14 protein-coding genes are annotated in these 16,098 nt (G+C 57.1%); 6 read left to right on the plus strand and 8 right to left on the minus strand.

The window, feature by feature from the left end:
• Nucleotides 1-65: 65 nt before the first annotated feature.
• From LEPTO7104_RS41360 to LEPTO7104_RS0129220, 3 genes are all read right to left on the minus strand, one after another.
• Nucleotides 66-305 (minus strand): hypothetical protein, encoded by a 240-nt coding sequence (locus LEPTO7104_RS41360; RefSeq protein WP_196358201.1) that lies wholly within the window; start codon nt 303-305, stop codon nt 66-68.
• Nucleotides 306-472: 167 nt separating this feature from the next.
• Nucleotides 473-616, minus strand: coding sequence for a hypothetical protein (locus tag LEPTO7104_RS40705; RefSeq protein WP_155523980.1), 144 nt, complete (start codon nt 614-616; stop codon nt 473-475).
• Nucleotides 617-860: 244 nt separating this feature from the next.
• Nucleotides 861-1,781 carry a vitamin K epoxide reductase family protein gene (locus LEPTO7104_RS0129220; protein ID WP_017302127.1) on the minus strand — a complete coding sequence of 307 codons (921 nt, stop codon included), beginning with the start codon at nt 1,779-1,781 and terminating at the stop codon, nt 861-863.
• A gap of 230 nt (nt 1,782-2,011) precedes the next feature.
• Here LEPTO7104_RS0129220 and LEPTO7104_RS0129225 point away from each other — a divergent pair, with 230 nt between their 5' ends.
• Nucleotides 2,012-2,923, plus strand: coding sequence for an NAD(P)-dependent oxidoreductase (locus tag LEPTO7104_RS0129225; RefSeq protein WP_017302128.1), 912 nt, complete (start codon nt 2,012-2,014; stop codon nt 2,921-2,923).
• 90 nt (nt 2,924-3,013) lie between these two features.
• Nucleotides 3,014-3,487 (plus strand): hypothetical protein, encoded by a 474-nt coding sequence (locus LEPTO7104_RS0129230; protein ID WP_026073185.1) that lies wholly within the window; start codon nt 3,014-3,016, stop codon nt 3,485-3,487.
• 31 nt (nt 3,488-3,518) lie between these two features.
• On the opposite strand, the gene LEPTO7104_RS0129235 is transcribed toward LEPTO7104_RS0129230, so the two are convergent.
• On the minus strand, nt 3,519-5,789 hold the full coding sequence (locus LEPTO7104_RS0129235) for a hypothetical protein (protein WP_017302130.1): 2,271 nt from the start codon (nt 5,787-5,789) through the stop codon (nt 3,519-3,521).
• A gap of 151 nt (nt 5,790-5,940) precedes the next feature.
• On the opposite strand from LEPTO7104_RS0129235, the gene pyrR reads away from it, so the two are divergent.
• Nucleotides 5,941-6,483: a bifunctional pyr operon transcriptional regulator/uracil phosphoribosyltransferase PyrR gene (pyrR, locus tag LEPTO7104_RS0129240; protein WP_017302131.1), complete on the plus strand. Its 543-nt coding sequence runs from the start codon at nt 5,941-5,943 to the stop codon at nt 6,481-6,483.
• Nucleotides 6,484-6,625: 142 nt separating this feature from the next.
• Entirely contained in the window at nt 6,626-7,678 is a 1,053-nt protein-coding gene (fni, locus tag LEPTO7104_RS0129245; RefSeq protein ID WP_422879862.1) for a type 2 isopentenyl-diphosphate Delta-isomerase, read from the plus strand.
• Here fni and LEPTO7104_RS0129250 read toward each other — a convergent pair.
• The gene (locus LEPTO7104_RS0129250) at nt 7,675-8,301 is read right to left on the minus strand and encodes a glutathione S-transferase family protein (protein ID WP_017302133.1); all 627 of its coding nucleotides are present in this window, start codon (nt 8,299-8,301) and stop codon (nt 7,675-7,677) included. The two genes, fni and LEPTO7104_RS0129250, sit on opposite strands and share 4 nt — an antisense overlap.
• Before the next feature lie 254 nt (nt 8,302-8,555).
• Between LEPTO7104_RS0129250 and LEPTO7104_RS40710 the strand changes: the two genes are divergently transcribed.
• Both LEPTO7104_RS40710 and LEPTO7104_RS0129265 read left to right on the plus strand, forming a co-directional pair.
• Nucleotides 8,556-9,194, plus strand: a complete 639-nt coding sequence (locus tag LEPTO7104_RS40710) for a hypothetical protein (RefSeq protein WP_225887119.1) — start codon at nt 8,556-8,558, stop codon at nt 9,192-9,194.
• A gap of 689 nt (nt 9,195-9,883) precedes the next feature.
• A complete protein-coding gene (locus tag LEPTO7104_RS0129265; RefSeq protein WP_017302136.1) occupies nt 9,884-10,399 on the plus strand; it encodes a hypothetical protein in 516 nt (171 codons plus the stop codon).
• Between the two features lie 456 nt (nt 10,400-10,855).
• On the opposite strand, the gene LEPTO7104_RS0129270 is transcribed toward LEPTO7104_RS0129265, so the two are convergent.
• From LEPTO7104_RS0129270 to LEPTO7104_RS36015, 3 genes are all read right to left on the minus strand, one after another.
• The gene (locus LEPTO7104_RS0129270) at nt 10,856-14,356 is read right to left on the minus strand and encodes an NB-ARC domain-containing protein (RefSeq protein WP_225887120.1); all 3,501 of its coding nucleotides are present in this window, start codon (nt 14,354-14,356) and stop codon (nt 10,856-10,858) included.
• A gap of 154 nt (nt 14,357-14,510) precedes the next feature.
• Entirely contained in the window at nt 14,511-15,659 is a 1,149-nt protein-coding gene (locus tag LEPTO7104_RS0129275; RefSeq protein WP_017302138.1) for an NACHT domain-containing protein, read from the minus strand.
• Between the two features lie 154 nt (nt 15,660-15,813).
• Nucleotides 15,814-16,098, minus strand: a 285-nt coding sequence (locus tag LEPTO7104_RS36015; RefSeq protein ID WP_155524082.1) for a transposase, incomplete at its 5' end; no start/stop codon positions are given.

Raw genomic sequence — 16,098 nt, forward strand, 5'->3', positions numbered from 1 at the left:
GATCCTAATTTTCTGCGTTTCTGGAAAAAGCTCCTGGTCCCTGGGCATGTTTTCGTACTATCTCGTTAGGCCAAGGGCTTTTGCAGGATAGATGCCCCTAAATAGATATCGCCAGCCCAGCCAAACCCTAGACTAAATATTCCCATGGACCGATCTAAATGCTCAAAGGCTTCAGCAATATGGGTTTTAAAAGTCTTCCCCAGGCCATTTGCCAAGCGCCAAAGCATAGAGTTCAAAGCAGCCAGCCATAGATTTTTGGAAATGCCTCCAATCATCCAGCCGTAGGTTGGCGTTGAGCGAAGCAAACCCCAACAGGCCCCAAATTACCGGCTAGGGCTGGGGTCCACTGCGTTTTACCCAACCCAGCCTGTAGATGTGTCAGCCAGCCAGGATATCGCCAGTCAAGCCAAACCCTGGGCTGAATATTCCCATAGACCGATCTAAATGCTTCAAGGCTCCAGCACTACGGGTTCTAAAAACCTTCCCCAAGCCATTTACCAAGCGCCAAAGCATAGAGTTCAAAACAGCCAGCCATAGATTTTTGAATATGCCTCCAATCATCCAGCCGTAGGTTGGCGTTGAGCGAAGCAAAACCCAACACCAAAGACGCTTCCAATGGGTTAGCCCCAGCGCGATCTACCCTGCGACAGAACAGCCGAACAGCAGCAGAATGCCGAGCCGTAGGTTGGCGTTGAACGAAGCAAAACCCAACCCCCTAGACGCTTCCAATGGGTTAGCCCCAGTGCTGCCGGGCCATCCAAACCTGACCCAACCCGCAGAATGCGGCAAAGCAAAGCGAGCCCTGCTTCTACAGAGTGCGGTTAATGGGCACAGTTTGCGCCCATCCTACAGGTGCGGCCCTAGAGAGAATTTTGAAAATTCATCGGCCCGGTGTAGCCGATGGTCTTGGCCAGTTCCTCTAGGGGTTGCGCACCGGACAGCCGCTCGCCATTGATTTCCCAGGTCGGGTACCCGGTAATGCCAGCTTCCTTACAGACATCGGTTTGGGCCTGGCCATCCGGGGTCGAGCACTCCACGTAGGGGAGCATCTCGGTGGCCTCTTTGCCAAACAGCAGCTTTTGCTCGTGGCAGTGGGGGCACCACCAGGCCCCGTAGAAAATTGCCCCCTTGTCTTTTAAGTACTGGGCCAGGGCAATTTCGGCGGGGCCAGACTGGGTGGTAATTTCCAGCCCCGGCTGATTGCTAGGGCTATCAGCGGTGGCGGGGGCGTTGACATTGGCATAGACGCCCAGGGTGCCAACCACCACCAAAAAAGCCGTAATGAAGCCGATAAAGAGGGGCTGAGACAGGTCGGGCCAGTCTTGACCCAGCAGCGCCAGCAAGAACAGACTGGTCGAGAGCAGGGCCGACCCCACGCAGTAAAGGCAAACGGCTTTGATTTCTGCGGTGAGCAGATACATCAGGTAGCCGCTAAAAAACATCATGGCGGTACCGCCAATGAATAGCAGAGGCTGCGTCCAGCGGGTGAGCTTGTCGCGCAGATCGCTTTGCTCGGGGCGGCTGACGAGCAGCGGGGCGATCGCCATGGCCGCCATCCCCAGGTAGGCCAACAGTCCAAACAGCGCCAGGGGTAGCCCAAACACCTCGGCATAGGGGCTGGATAGCACAATATCACAGCCCTTGGTTGGGCAGGCGGTGGTGCTACCCGTGAGTTTGTTGTAGGTCAAGTAGGCGGTGACAACAGCACCTATCATCGCCAGCGCCGCCATCAGCGGGCGCACAAAGCGATGGGTTTTGGCCGTCTTTTTCTTGCGTGGCATGGCCTAGGTATCGATAAACAACAGGGCTCCGGTTGGCATGGCCTTCGCGGCTCCAGATATTGAAAGTAGCAAAAAAACCTTCAGTTCTGCGCCAGCCTGAGACCATTTGATACGCGCCTGGGCGGAGAGTATGCTGGCGCACAGCGGCCGCTGATAGCTGGGAGAAATCTGCCAGCACGGTATCGGTCGATCTGCTGACTGATGTGAATCTAGCACTGGGAGAACGCTCAATGAAAGTAGGATTTATAGGACTCGGCAACATGGGCCAGGGCATGGCCCACAACCTGCTGCGGGCGGGCCACCACCTCACCGTCTACAACCGCACCCGCAGCGCCGCCGACAGCCTGGCGCAGGCGGGGGCCACCGTCGCCGACTCTGCCGCCGCCGCCGCGCAGGGAGTCGAGGTTTTGATCACCATGCTGGCCGATGACGAAGCCGTTAGCGCCGTGATTTTTGGCCATGACGCCGCGCCTGGGGCACTGTCCACTCTTTCAACCGAGGCCGTCCACGTTTCCATGAGCACCGTGAGTGTGGCGCTGTCCCAGCGGCTGGCGGCGGCCCACGCGGCGGCAAATCAAGCCTACCTGGCGGCTCCGGTGTTTGGCCGCCCAGAGGCGGCGGCGGCGGCAAAGCTGTGGGTTATCGCCGCCGGGGCCACAGAGCAGATCGATCGCTGCCGGCCTTTGTTCGATGCGATCGCCCAGGGCGTCTTTGCGGTCGGCGACGAACCCTGGACCGCCAACGTGGTGAAGGTGGCGGGCAATTTTATGATTTTTTCGATGCTGGAGGCCCTGGGGGAATCCTTTGCGCTGATGCAAAAGTCAGGGGTATCGCCAGAGTTGTTCCTGGACATTATCAATACGGCCCTGTTCAAATCGCCAATTTATCAAAACTACGGCTCGATTGTTGTGCAACAGCGGTATGAACCAGCCGGATTCAAGCTCAAGCTGGGCCTAAAGGATGTGCGGCTGGCGATCGCCGCCGCCGAAGAGGCCGTGGTGCCCATGCCGCTGGCCAGCCTGATTCGAGACCACTTTTTGGCGGCGATCGCGCGGGGAGACGGCGAGATCGACATGGCGGCGATCGCGCGGGTGAGTGAAGTAAACGCGGGGCTGAGCACCGGGCCTCGGCAGGGTGAGTGACCTGTAGATCGAAACCAAACTGATGCCCTGTTCCAGTCCTATACAATGGGCAAACCAGCCGAAGCTAATCCGGCAGCGCCAGTTTTTTCAATGACCCATAGGCACTGGAAAACCGTAAACGGCCTCCTGGAGCGCGGGCACCAGGTAGCCTCTGGCGCGGCCTCAGACAGTCCCTATCCCGGTGGGACGATCGAGCTGCAAACCCCGTTTTTTCAGGCCCTGGGCCTAGACCTGACCGGGTACTTCAAGGGCACCCTCAATATTTCCCTCAGCCCCAGCACCGTTCAGCTGACCAACCCCGAATTTACCTTTCGCGGAGTCCAGTGGACTGACAGGCACCCTCCCGAAGATTTCTCGTTTTCCAGGTGTCGGGTTTTGTTTCACAACGCGGCCTACAACAGCTGGATCTACTACCCCCATCCAGAGACCAAGCGGCGAAATTTTCAGCATCCGTCCACGCTTGAAATTATCGCCCCACCAATCCCCGAGCTGGGCTACGGGTGCAGGGTCGCCGTTGAGTACAACCCGCTAGAAATAGCCGTTGACTCGCCCGCCTCGCCCTGAGGTGCCGCTGCCCCTCGGGAACTCAGGACCACTACTTAAACTGCCGGGTGTTGGGGTTCCAGGTGAGCAGGTCGTAGCCCTCGGCGCGATACACCAGCAGATTCACTGGCCCGCCCAGGGCTGGGTTAGTCAGGGCTACCAGGGTTTGAGCGATGAGCAGATCGCTGTAAATGACCTGATTGTCTGGGCTGAGAATCACGGTTTTCGGAGCCGTAGGGTCGATCGGCACCCGCCACCGGGTCAGCTGGTCCAGGGCGGGCTGCTCCCAGGTCAGCACCCGCTCCGGCTGGCCATCGCCAGTCAGATCCAGACTGTACTGGGCCAGATCGCCCACAGTATCGGCGAAATCGGCGGGGGGCGGGCGATCGCCAAAGAGGGCCGCAGCCAGCGGGGGCAAAACGACCGCAGTATCGGGCGGCTGCCGCTGGTTGGCATCGAGCCACGTCAGCGCCCCCTGGGAAAAGACCAGGGGCCGCAGCGCCGACGGATTGACCGCCGGGCCGGTGGCCAGTAGGGTGGCCGCGCCGTTGGTTAGGGTCAGCCCTCGCACAGTGAGCGGGGCGGGCAATCCTGTGGTAGGGCTGACCCACCGCAACAGCTGGGGCGAGGCCTGGGCGGCGGGCCGCACCAGGGGCCAGGCGGCGGCGGGGTCTACCCCTGGGGGAACGGAAAAATGGCCCGGCTGCCAGGCCTGATTTTGGTGGATGGCCCGCAGTTCAACGGCATACCACTGACCAAGGGACGCATCGAGCACCTGGCCTGGGGCCGCGTACCCATCCTGGGGGGGAGAAATGGGCCGGGCCTGACCGATGATCGCATCCAGCGGCGCGATCGCTGGGGTAGCTGCCCCTGCGGCAGGGGCGATCGCGGCTGTTGCCGCCGCCTTAGTGCTGGCCACGGTTTGGTTCTGAATCGTCGTCAGAGACGCCAACACAGCGGCCAATCGCTGGCGGGTGGCGGCGGGCACCGGCTGCCGGCTCAGCCAGTCCTGGGTGGCACCATTCAGGCGAGCGGGCTGATTTTGCTGGGCCTTGAGGGTCAGACCGGCCCACACGTACACCGCCGGGTCCGGGTCGGATAGGGCGGCGGCGGCGCGAATGCGATTCCACATCAGGCCCCGGTCGGTGCCCAGGCGGTTGAGCAGGGTCGGCAGCAGGGCTGGGTCCGCCTCCAGCTCGACCAGGGCGGCCTCCCAGCGACCGTCGATCAGCAGGGCCAGTATACGCTGGGCCGGGGTTGACCAGTCCTGGTCGGCCTGCTGGCGAGTGATGGCGGCATGGCGCTTCGCCAGCCGCAGCTGGGCCTCGGCGGCGGGGGTCCAGGCCGCCGATAGAGCGGGTTTGAGATCGGCCAGGGCCAGCTCGGCGGCGTGCCACAGACCGCTGCGGGCCGATCGCAGGGCCTTTTGGTAGGCCCCGGCCCTGGCGCCAGCATCCACCGGCACCGCCACCCACGACACCGATTGCAGTCGCGGCGGGGAGCCTGCCCCAACCTGCCAGCCCCGCAGGGTCGGCTCCAGGCCAACGGTTTCGTCAACCACCAGATCGCTGGGACCTTCGCCATCCAGATCGGCCCACTGGGGCAGGCGGTTGCTGGGGCTGCTCCAGGGTTCCAGCAGATCCAGCCGCCGGGCCTGGGGATCGTAATGCAACAGCTGCCCGTATCGCAGGGTCAGGCCCTGCTGCCGCCAGTTGCCCTCCAGGGTCAGCCAGACCCCGCCCGTGGCCACGGGCGGCGGCAGCGGCACCAGTCGAGTAAAGGAAAAGGTCGGCGGCGCAGCGGTTGGGGCCTGGGGGCTGTTGAGCCAGGGCCGCAGAATGGTGTCCTTGGGCAGGGGGGGAATGGTCAGGGTCGCGATCGCCCGCAGGCTCTCCCCAGCACCCTCGCGCTGAAATAGGTTGAGCGCCGCGATCGCCCCAGAATCTGCCGCCAGCACGGGCACCACCACGACCCCGGCCCCATCCTCAGCCCCATCCAGCCGCTGGGGTTCGCCCACCTGCTGGTGGGCAGCCGCCGCCTGCCGCCGCAGATCCGCCAGGCTGGTGGCGGGCGGTAGGGGCGCCTGCTGCGATCGCTGCAACCGGGCCAAAACCTGGGGCAGCGCCTCAGGGTTGAGCATCAGCCTTAGCCCCAGCCGAAAGCTCAGCCCCAGCAGCCCCAGCCCGCCGCCCAGCCCCACGATGGCGAGCAGCAGCCCCAGCCAGCGCCCCAGCCGCCGCGGACGCGCCCCCACCCAAACCTGCACCACGCCAGGGGCACCGGGCTTGAGACGCTTGGGGGGAATCGACGGTCGAGAAGGCATAGGCGCTGCGCCAATTTCACCTGCAACTCTATCGCAGGATGCCAAAGAGCGATCCCCATCTTCCCCACTCCCTCACCCCCCCTCCCTCACCCCTAGAATCAATCCCTGGGAAAGATCTATAGTGATCCTTTACCGCTGTCAGGATCTGACCATGAGCACCAGCAGCACCGTCGTCGAAATTTTGTCGGCTGAGGAGATGCGCCGCACCATCAATCGACTGGCCTCGGAGGTGGTAGAACAGGGCGGCGATTTGAGCAGCCTGGTGCTGCTGGGCATTCACACCCGAGGGGTGCCCCTGGCCCACCTGCTGGCCCAGCAGATTCAGCGGCTGGAGGGGGTAGCGCTGCCGGTAGGGGCGCTTGACATCACCCTGTACCGAGACGATCTCGATAAAATCAGCACCCGCACCCCGGCCCGCACCGACATTTCCTTTGATATTACGGCCAAGGTGGTGGTGCTGGTTGACGACGTACTTTTTAGCGGTCGCACCATTCGCGCCGCCCTCAACGCGGTGATTGACTACGGGCGGCCCAGCGCCATTCGCCTGGCGGTACTGATCGACCGGGGACACCGGGAGCTGCCCATTCGGCCTGACTTTGTGGGCAAATCGCTGCCCACGGCCAAGGATGAGTCGGTGAAGGTGTTTGTGCAGGATGTGGACGGGCGCGATGGGGTAGAGTTGCTGAAAGGGTAGGGCCGGAGCCTTAGCGCCCTGGCCAGCGGCGTAGAGAGCTAGCGGCAAAGAGGGCTGGCGGCATGGGTGGCAGCGCGATCGCCCCGCAAATCGGCCAGTTTTTCCCTACCATGGTGAGCATTGATGCGTTGATTTGGCGATCATTCCCGTGACTTTACTGCCCGTAACCCACGAAACCCAGTCCCGCAAAGCCGACCATCTGCGCATCTGTCTAGAGGAGCCGGTGGAGTGCGCCCAGATTACCACCGGGCTGGAGCGCTACCGATTTACCCACTGCTGCCTGCCGGAGCTAGACTACCAGGATCTGGACCTGAGCACGACGTTTTTGGGCCATGCCCTGGGGGCACCGCTGCTAATTTCGTCGATGACGGGCGGCACAGAGGACGCCCTCCAGATCAACCGGCGGCTGGCGGCCGTTGCCCAGCGCTACGGCCTGGCCATGGGGGTAGGCTCCCAGCGGGTGGGGGTAGAAAACCCGGCCCTGATGGAGACCTTCGCGGTCAGGTCGGTGGCCCCAGACATTTTGCTGCTGGCCAATCTGGGGGCGGTGCAGCTCAACTACGGCTACGGCCTCGACCACTGCCGCCGGGTGGTGGACAGGCTCGAGGCCGACGCGCTAATTTTGCACCTGAACCCGCTTCAGGAGGCGGTACAGACCGGCGGCGACACCAATTTCAAGGGGCTGCTGACCAAAATTGAGCAGCTCTGCGCTGCGCTGCCGGTGCCCGTGGTGGTCAAGGAAGTTGGCAACGGCATTTCGGCCCCGCTGGCGCAGCGGCTGATGGCAGCTGGGGTGGCGGCGGTGGACGTGGCCGGAGCGGGCGGGACCTCCTGGGCGCGAGTGGAAAGCGAGCGGGCGATGGATGCCCACCAGCGGCGGCTGGGGCAGACCTTTGGCGAGTGGGGTCTGCCCACCGCCGACTGCATTGTGCAGGCGCGGCAGATAGCCCCAGCGCTGCCGCTAATTGCCTCCGGGGGCCTGCGCCACGGGCTGGATGTGGCTAAGGCGATCGCCCTGGGGGCCGACCTGGCCGGGCTGGCAATGCCGTTTTTGCGGGCGGCCAGCGAGTCGGAGGCGGCGGCGGCGGCCCTGGTGGAGGTGCTGATGGCGGAGGTTAAAACCGTGCTGTTCTGCACTGGCCAGGGCAGGCTGACCGGGCTGAGAGCAGCGGGGGTGTTGGCCAAGGTGGCCTAGGCGATGACCGCCAGCAGGCTGGGCCGCTGGCTGAGGCTGGCCCACCAGTCCTTGAGCTTAGGGGTTTGGCTGGTAGCCGCCGCCAGTTCTGGGGTCTTAGACAGGTAGACCATGATTGGCAGCAGGTAAAAGTCGGCCAGGGTAATGGCCTCACCCAGCAGATAGGGGCTGCATGGGGCGATCGCCTCGATGGCCTCCAGGGCCGTTTTGACCTTGGGCGTCGCGGCGGCAACGGCGGCTTCGTCGGGCTGGCCGCCCTGGCTGGGCACAATCAGCCGCTGAATGGTGATGGTGCCAATGGCGGGGGCGTAGAGGTAGCTGTCTACGATCGCCATAATCTGACGCATGCGGGCCTGGCCCATGGCATCGGTGGGGGTAAAGGCGCGATCGCCCGCCACCGTATCGAGGTATTCAACGATGGCGCAGGTTTCGTAAAGGGCTTCCCCGTCTATTTCCAGGGTGGGCACTTTGCCAAAGGGGTTTTTGGCCAGGTAGGCGGGGTCGCGATCGCTAAAGATATCGACAGGTTTGAGGTCGTAGGGCGTGTTTGTCTCGGCCAGAACCATCCGCACGGTGCGAACGTAGGTGCTGAGGGCGGGACCGTAGAGCGTGAATTGTGTCATTGCAGTAAGCAGAGATCTAAAGGCACATAGCCACTACAACTTACCGCGAGGCCCGATCTATTGCAGGTCGAGGTCGGCGTCGGTGTGAGTTGAATGTCTCTGCCCTATGGGCGATGTACCATTTTCTGCACTGTTGATAGGCTGATGACCTAAATTCAATTTCTCCTTGGGTCGAAGGTAAGTTGCACTGAAAGGGGTAAAAGCAGATGAAATTTAAGCCATCTAATTTTTTACGCTACGGAGGTGGTCTTGGCTTGTTAGCCGGCGCAGTGCTGTGGCCAGCTATTAGCCAGGCCCAGGGATATTGCTACATGGTCAATTCCGACGGTCAGGTAGTCAACCTGGACGATCTGTGTCAGAGCGAAAGCTCGCCCCCACCGATGCCGCCCCAGGCAGAAGCCGCCGGAACGGGCAGCACCGGAGCCCAGCCCCAGGGCAGCTCAACCCCAACGGTGAGAAGCTTCACCATCCTTGGCCCCCCTACTGTACCCGGCTCCACCGAAGCGAGCGGAGGAGCAGGTTCGGGAGTCTCTGGCGGATCTCCAGCCGCCAACTCTCCCGGCGCGACCGGGGTTAGCACCCCTGCTTCGGGAACGTCTTCAGCGACGCCCAGCAACTCTGCTCCCACCAGTTCCCCAGGCGGCTCAAGCGGCGGCAGTCCGGCCTACCCTGCCAGCGAGGGAACCGGCAACTCAATGAACGGCGCTGGCAATGGCATCGGGGGCAATTCTACAAGCGCTCCTGCAAATGGCTCTACCAGCCCCACCATGACCAGCCCCAACAGCGGCACCTCTGAAAGCCAGGGAAACAGCACTAGCCTCCCCGGTACGACCTCCCGCACGACTCGGGTTCGGGTGCTGCAAACGCCAACTTCTACTATTGTTGTGCCCTAGTGCCCGAAAGCAGCAATGCGGCCATTAAAAAATAGCCTTTCCTAGGCACCACCAATACAGAGGCGATCGCGATCGCCTCCGCCAGCATTGGCTGCGATGAAAGCCCTACGGAGATTAGCTCGAATGGATCAAGGAGATCTTTTGGGCCAATTTCTGGCAAATTCTCACCAAACGGCATAAAACGGCATAAAAGTCTCCAACAGGCACTGAGTCAAGCCCTGGATCACTTTACTCATCGGTAATGCAACCCTTGACCTGTATGGGGTTGAGAGAATGGAGAATAGGAGATTCGAACTCCTAACCTCTGCGGTGCGATGGTAGATATCTGGACTCTAAAATCTATGTTCTTGAAGGATTATAGACTTTGCGAAAAAGTCTTCGATCCATTTTCGATCCAAAATTGCTCAATGCTGGCCAGAAACTCACCGCTGGAAGGCAGACCTTGAGGTCAATGCTCTTGCTTTATTGGATCCATAGCTTGCATTGGATGCGGTCTTTTCAGCTTGGTTTCCCCGCCGAGATGAGCCATGGGGGAGAGTTATTGTGGCCGCGTCGGTCTACATGCGCTACCGGGCGCGGAAGCCTTCTATCGACGTTACGATATGCCGGACTATGGCTCTGACCCAGACACAGACGGATTGGTATGCTTCGAGTACGCCGCTTTAACGCTCTAACTCATCCAATCGCTTATGAATGATGCAATCCTGGCTGAGCAACTGAGAAAAACGGGCAACTTGATGGACTTGCTCAATGACGAGGCTTGGGTTCGGGAAGCAGATGCGGATCACGCCAGTGAGGAAGGGCCGGTTGAGGCTGGTCTGGGTCTACAGCCTTATGTGGAGTTACTCAAGGATGCTTCGCCGGAAGCTTTGCAGCGGCAGCGGTGGTATGTGCGAGTGCTATCCATCTTGTTGCCGGAGTTGAAGGGGTGGTTAGAGTCGTGGCAGCTCGGGCGGAGTCTAGAGGCTGTCTATATGGAGGCACAAAGATGCTTATACGATCATCTGAGGTATCTCACCCCCGAACAGACGGCCTGGATTGAGATGCTGTTGGCAGAGGGAGAGCAGGCGTCACCCAACGATCAGAAGGTGATTCGGGCTGAAGCGATCGCCATGCTCGCTCAGATATTCACTACAGAAGACTGGCAGAGCGTTGGCGTAGCCGCCCCAGAGGGGGCATCGCGAATGTGGCCTCCCAAACAATGACAAAAGACATTCTACAAATGGGGCAAGAAGCGGCTGCTCCCACTCTCGCTGTCTAAGCTTAGTACTGTGCGGCGAAAATCTCCTGGCTATCATCGCGCAAGCGTCTTGCCCCCGAGCTGATTCAGGATTTGCTAAACAATCGGGATAACCCGAATGCCCATATGCGGGCGATCGAGGTCTATCGGCAGGGTTTGTTGAGCTACCCCAAAAAGCAGCGAACAAGAAAATAGTGCCCTGCGGCTTGTCAGCTTCCTGCCCTCAACGCAAGGGAACCGGCTGCTGAAGTTGGTCCTCTGGCACTAAGCCTGAAATCAAAAACAAGGGCGTTGCTTATTTCAGGTATGAACCAATCTCTCTAGGTATTAGAAGCTCATTTATTTTTTTGCAAAATCATACCGCTATTCAGCAATGCCAAAACAAGAATATAGAGGTGCCTTGAAACAAGACTTGTGTGCATTATGAGCAAGGTGCTGGCTCTAAAGCGGAATCAACGGCACCCAAAGCTAGTAACGAAGCACGTTGGGCTTTGGTTAGACCTCGCGCCCCAGTAATGTTGCTGCCTTCATAGGGACGAGGAATCTGCCACACTGCCAGGCATCGGCCCGTGCTCGCTTGCCACAGCCGAATAGTCTCATCATCGCTGCCCGTCGCCAGACGTTGCCCATCGGGACTGTAAGCAAGCGATCTGAGCCTGTTGGTATGGCCTGTCAATGTCATTTGGCATTGGCCTGTACTAACCTGCCACAGCCGAATAGTCTCATCATCGCTGCCCGTCGCCAGCCATTGCCCATCGGGACTAAACACAACTGACCTGACCCTGGCGGTATGCCCGGTCAAAGTCTTGTGGCACTGGTCTGTACTCACCTGCCACAATTGAATCGTGGCATCATCGCCGCCCGTCGCCAGCCATTGTCCATCGGGACTAAATACAACCGAGTCAACCCACCTAGTATGCTCTGTCAAGGTCTTGTGGCACTGGCCTGTACTCACCTGCCACAACCGAATCGTGGCATCATTGCTGCCCGTCGCCAGCCATTGTCCATCAGGACTAAATACAATCGAGTTAACCCAGTTGGTATGCCCTGTTAAGGTCTTGTGGCATTGGCCCGTACTCACCTGCCACAGTCGAATCGTGGCATCATCGCCGCCTGAAGCTAGCCATTGCCCATCGGGACTAAATACAACCGACTTGACCCAATTGGTATGCCCGGTCAAGGTCTTGTGGCATTGGCCCGTGCTCACCTGCCACAACCGGATAGTCGTATCACCACTACCTGAAGCTAGCCATTGCCCATCGGGACTAAATACAACCGATTTGACCCAGTGGGTATGCCCGGTCAAGGTCTTGTGGCATTGGCCCGTGCTCACCTGCCACAACCGAATCATGGCATCATCGCTGCCTGAAGCTAGCCATTGCCCATCGGGACTAAACATAACCGAGCCAACCCAGTTGGTATGCCCTATTAAGGTCTTGTGGCATTGGCCCGTACTCACCTGCCACAGCCGAATCGTGGCATCAGAGCTGCCTGAAGCTAGCCATTGCCCATCGGGACTAAACATAACCGAGCTAACCCAGTTGGTATGCCCTATTAAGGTCTTGTGGCATTGGCCCGTACTCACCTGCCACAGCCGAATCGTGGCATCATCGCTGCCTGAAGCTAGCCATTGCCCATCGGGACTAAACACAACCGAGTTAACCCAGTTTGTATGTCCGGTCAAGGTCTTGTGGCATTGGCCCGTGCTCACCTGCCACAGTCGAATCGTGGCATCATCGCTACCCGTCGCTAACCATTGCCCATCAGGGCTAAACACAACCGACCTTACCCAGTCAGTGTGCCCGGTCAATGTCTTTTGGCATTGGCCCGTGCTCACCTGCCACAGTCGAATCGTGGCATCATCGCTACCTGAAGCTAGCCATTCCCCATCGGGACTAAATACAACCGACCTGACACTGATTGTATGCCCGGTCAAGATCTTTTGGCATTGGCCCGTACTCACCTGCCACAACCGAATCGTGGCATCATCGCTGCCCGTCGCCAGCCGCTGCCCATCGGGGCTAAACACAACCGAGCTGACCCAGCCAGTGTGCCCGGTCAAGATCTTTTGGCACTGACCTGTACTCACTTGCCATAGTTGAATCGTAGCATCATCACTGCCCGTCGCTAGCCATTGCCCATCAGGACTAAACACAGCCGAGTTAATCCAACTGGTATGCCCTGCCAGGGTTGAGTGGCACTGGCCTGTACTTACCTGCCATAACCGAATCGTGGCATCATAGCTGCCTGTAGCCAGCCATTGCCCGTCGGGACTGTAAACAACTGCACTTACGAACCCAAATGGATGAGTCAGAGCTGGTTTAACCCATTGGGTGTTGGCTAAGTTAAACTCATGCAGTTGCACTCCCTTTAGGTAAGCTTGTCTGAGGGTGAGTTGCGAGAAGTCAAATTGCTGCTCCTCCGATTTAAATTGACACAGCAGATTTAATAGATTTCCAGGGGCATAGCCCCCATCCCAGCCAGGATGTTGGCGAATTGTTTGCAAAGAATCGTTGACTTGCTGGGCTAAGTTGACAATGCTGGCTGTAATGGGCTTGAGGATAAGGCGGACTTGAGTTTCTCGCACATATTCTTTAGCTGTAGCTTGAATCAGGGCGTGAGTATGAAATAGGTCAAATTCTTGAGTTTCTAGTTCTCTCCTGACCTGCCCTACAAATTGATCAGTGGCAAATTCCATGATTACGTTTTGCAGGGTGAACTGTTTGCCTACCGTTTCTACCAAGTGCCGATCGCTCAACCCCCTTAACGCTCCCCTCACCTCCTGCTTAGTAACCGGCGGCAGCAGGTCTTCCATCAATTCATCTAGGCCAACGGGTTCGCGGTTAATGGCCAGCCAAAACAACACGGATCGCTCCAGGGGGGCCAGTCGGCTCAGGTGCTGGTCTAGTAGGCTCCGCACATCTTCAACCGCCGTCACTTGCTCCTGCAAAAAGTCATCTACGTCGCCCAAAAACTCTCGCTGAATGGCCGTTGCCACCAGATGCAACGCCTGGGGGTTGCCACTACAGCGGCGAATCAGCTCTTGGCCCTGGACATAAGCCTCATCCAGGGCCAAACCCTTAGTTTTTAGAATTTCTCGCCCAGCCTCGGTGTCAATGCTGCCGACTGACCACAGGCGAACCGGCGTCAGGTCACCCGCCAGGGGGGCCAACTCTCGGGGGCATTCTCGGCTGGTGAGCAGCAAGCAGCTTTGGTGCTCAGTGCTGCCGATGCGTTGAATGAGTTCGCCATAGCTCTCATAGCCATCTCGGTAATGGCCCGCTGTTTCGGCCTGCAAGATCGATTCCAGGTTGTCGAGCACCACCAAGCAGCGATGCTCGCGCAGGTAGTGTAGCAAGCGAATGATGCGCTCTCCCAACCGGGTCGGCAGGTTGATTTCGGTCTCTTGCTGGTCAGAGAGGAACTGAATCAGCCGCACCAAGATTTCATCCAGGGGTGGGGCTTCTCGCAGGCTGCGCCAGATCACATAGTCGAAGCGATCATAGATCTGGTTCGCCAGTTTTGCCGCTAGGGAGGTTTTGCCAATGCCACCCATGCCCAATAGTGTGATCAATCGACATTGGTCACCCTGCACCCATTGATTGAGGGTGGCCAATTCTTCGGTGCGGCCAAAGAAAAGGGCTGTGTCGGGTTTCTCACCCCAATCAATTTTGAGCGTTGAGGAAGAATTGTCGCTTGGAAGATGGGTTTCAGGAGTAGATGGGCTTGGCTCGGGTTGGCCATAATCAGCCGGTTCTAGGTTTTCCAATCCAAACGCATTGAATAACGCTCGCACAGAGGTTTCATCGGTAGGAATTTTACCTTCCCGGATTTTCTTAATCGTCTTAATGCTGAGCTTTGCCCGCTCCGATAGTTCTGCCTGGGTGAACCGTGAGCCAAATTTTTCTTGCTCCTGTGCCATGGCAATAGCGTTCTCCAACCGCTGTAGCCCTTGCGGAGTCAGAATAACACCTCGATAACGGTTATGTCTTTGGCTCATATATGTCAGTCAAAATTAACGCTAGTGAGTAGTTGCAAACACATTAATATTTCGAGTCAAACCAATCTTCTATGAGTTAAAAATCTAATAGATTGTCTTCGATTATTGCTTGTACTTTAGGACTAACGAAGTCAGAAATCTTAATGCAATTCAATAAAAGCTGGCTAGAATAAAGGCATGTTGATATTATATCTTTTTGTTGATGAGTTAATTGCCAATATTGACTCATCCCCATGTGTTTATCTAATGTTTCTTTTAAATTCTGGTTCCAGTCATGTCCATTATCATGCCACCATCCTAAAAAATCTTTGTCAGGTTGGGGTAGTAGACTCTTCAGCTTTTCCAAAGACGAGATGAATTCTTTTCCCACCTGAAAACCAGAGCTTCCTGGGAGCTTTTCTCTAATTCTTACAAAGGCAAGGTCAAGGGAGTTTAGCAACCCATAATCCAAGCTAAAAGCTTTGTCTGGATGGTCGGCAAGCGATTGACTTAGCGAAAAGCCAGTATCATATATGCTTTGAAAGTTCAATATGGTTCCAAACAGCAAGTCAAGATAGTTTAGTCTTAAAATACCTCCTTTTCTGATTCCCTGATCCTGAGATTCACTTCGGCATAAATATGCTAATAGGCCTCTCAGTTTAAGATCGTTTAAAATTTGACTATCAATTGCCTCCTTGAGCGACATCAGTAATTCATCAGGTTTTTTCAGCATGCTGAATACAAGAAGGAAAACTTCTCGCCAGTCTCGATCTCCAAAGTGTTGATAGAAGATGTGTTGAGAGTCTGAAGAGAATTTTTCTATAATTGACTTTGCTGCAAAAAATTCCTGGAAGGTGAGGTGAGAAAAAGAATAAATTTCTTGTGCCCTTTCTATGATAATTCCATGTTGGGATTCAATATCACTGAGAACCTCATGAGCGTCTTCAAAATCGATGTCTAAAAATTGAGCTATTATTGCACAAATTTCATCAAGATCAAAAAGCAATCTCTGTTTTTCTTGAAATTTGCTGAATGCAATAAAATTTAGTAGACTTTTCTTTTTTGTTTTGCTTAGAGATTTATAGATCTGATTTTTTGCTTCCCTATCTATTCCTCTGCGTTCATCCCATGTGCCCAAGAGCAAATCAAGGCCATGCTCGTATAGCTTATGTCTTTTCTCGGGAAAATCCCCTGAATCAGAATAAATCCAGCATATCAGGCTCAATAAAATGGGTGTGACAGCCAATTCCGCAGTCTGTTGATTTTGAGGTAGGTAAAGCTTTTCTATAAAAGAGCGATTAATACCACTCCCGGCATCACCAAATTGGGAGGTGAACCAGTTTAGTGAAAATTGCCTAATTTGGTCAGAGGACGTTTTAAAAGATCTGAGGGGTCAAAAATTATGCCAACCGCCTGACCATAATACGGATCATGGCCAGGTAGATGAGGGTCTCTGAGGTTTCGGGTAGCAGTTCATAATCTCGCACCAAACGTCGGCACCCCATCAGCCAACCGAGGGTACGCTCCACCACCCAGCGTTTCTTGAGCAGCACGAACCCTTTAGTTTGTTGAGGTCGCAGCACGACTTGGAGAATCCAACGACAGGTATCCATCACCCACATCATGAAAGCAGGGCCATCAAAGCCCCCATCCGCCCAAATAATGGTCAGTCTCGAGATGGCAGG

The sequence above is a fragment of the Nodosilinea nodulosa PCC 7104 genome, from assembly GCF_000309385.1.
Classification (GTDB): Bacteria; Cyanobacteriota; Cyanobacteriia; order Phormidesmidales; family Phormidesmidaceae; genus Nodosilinea; species Nodosilinea nodulosa.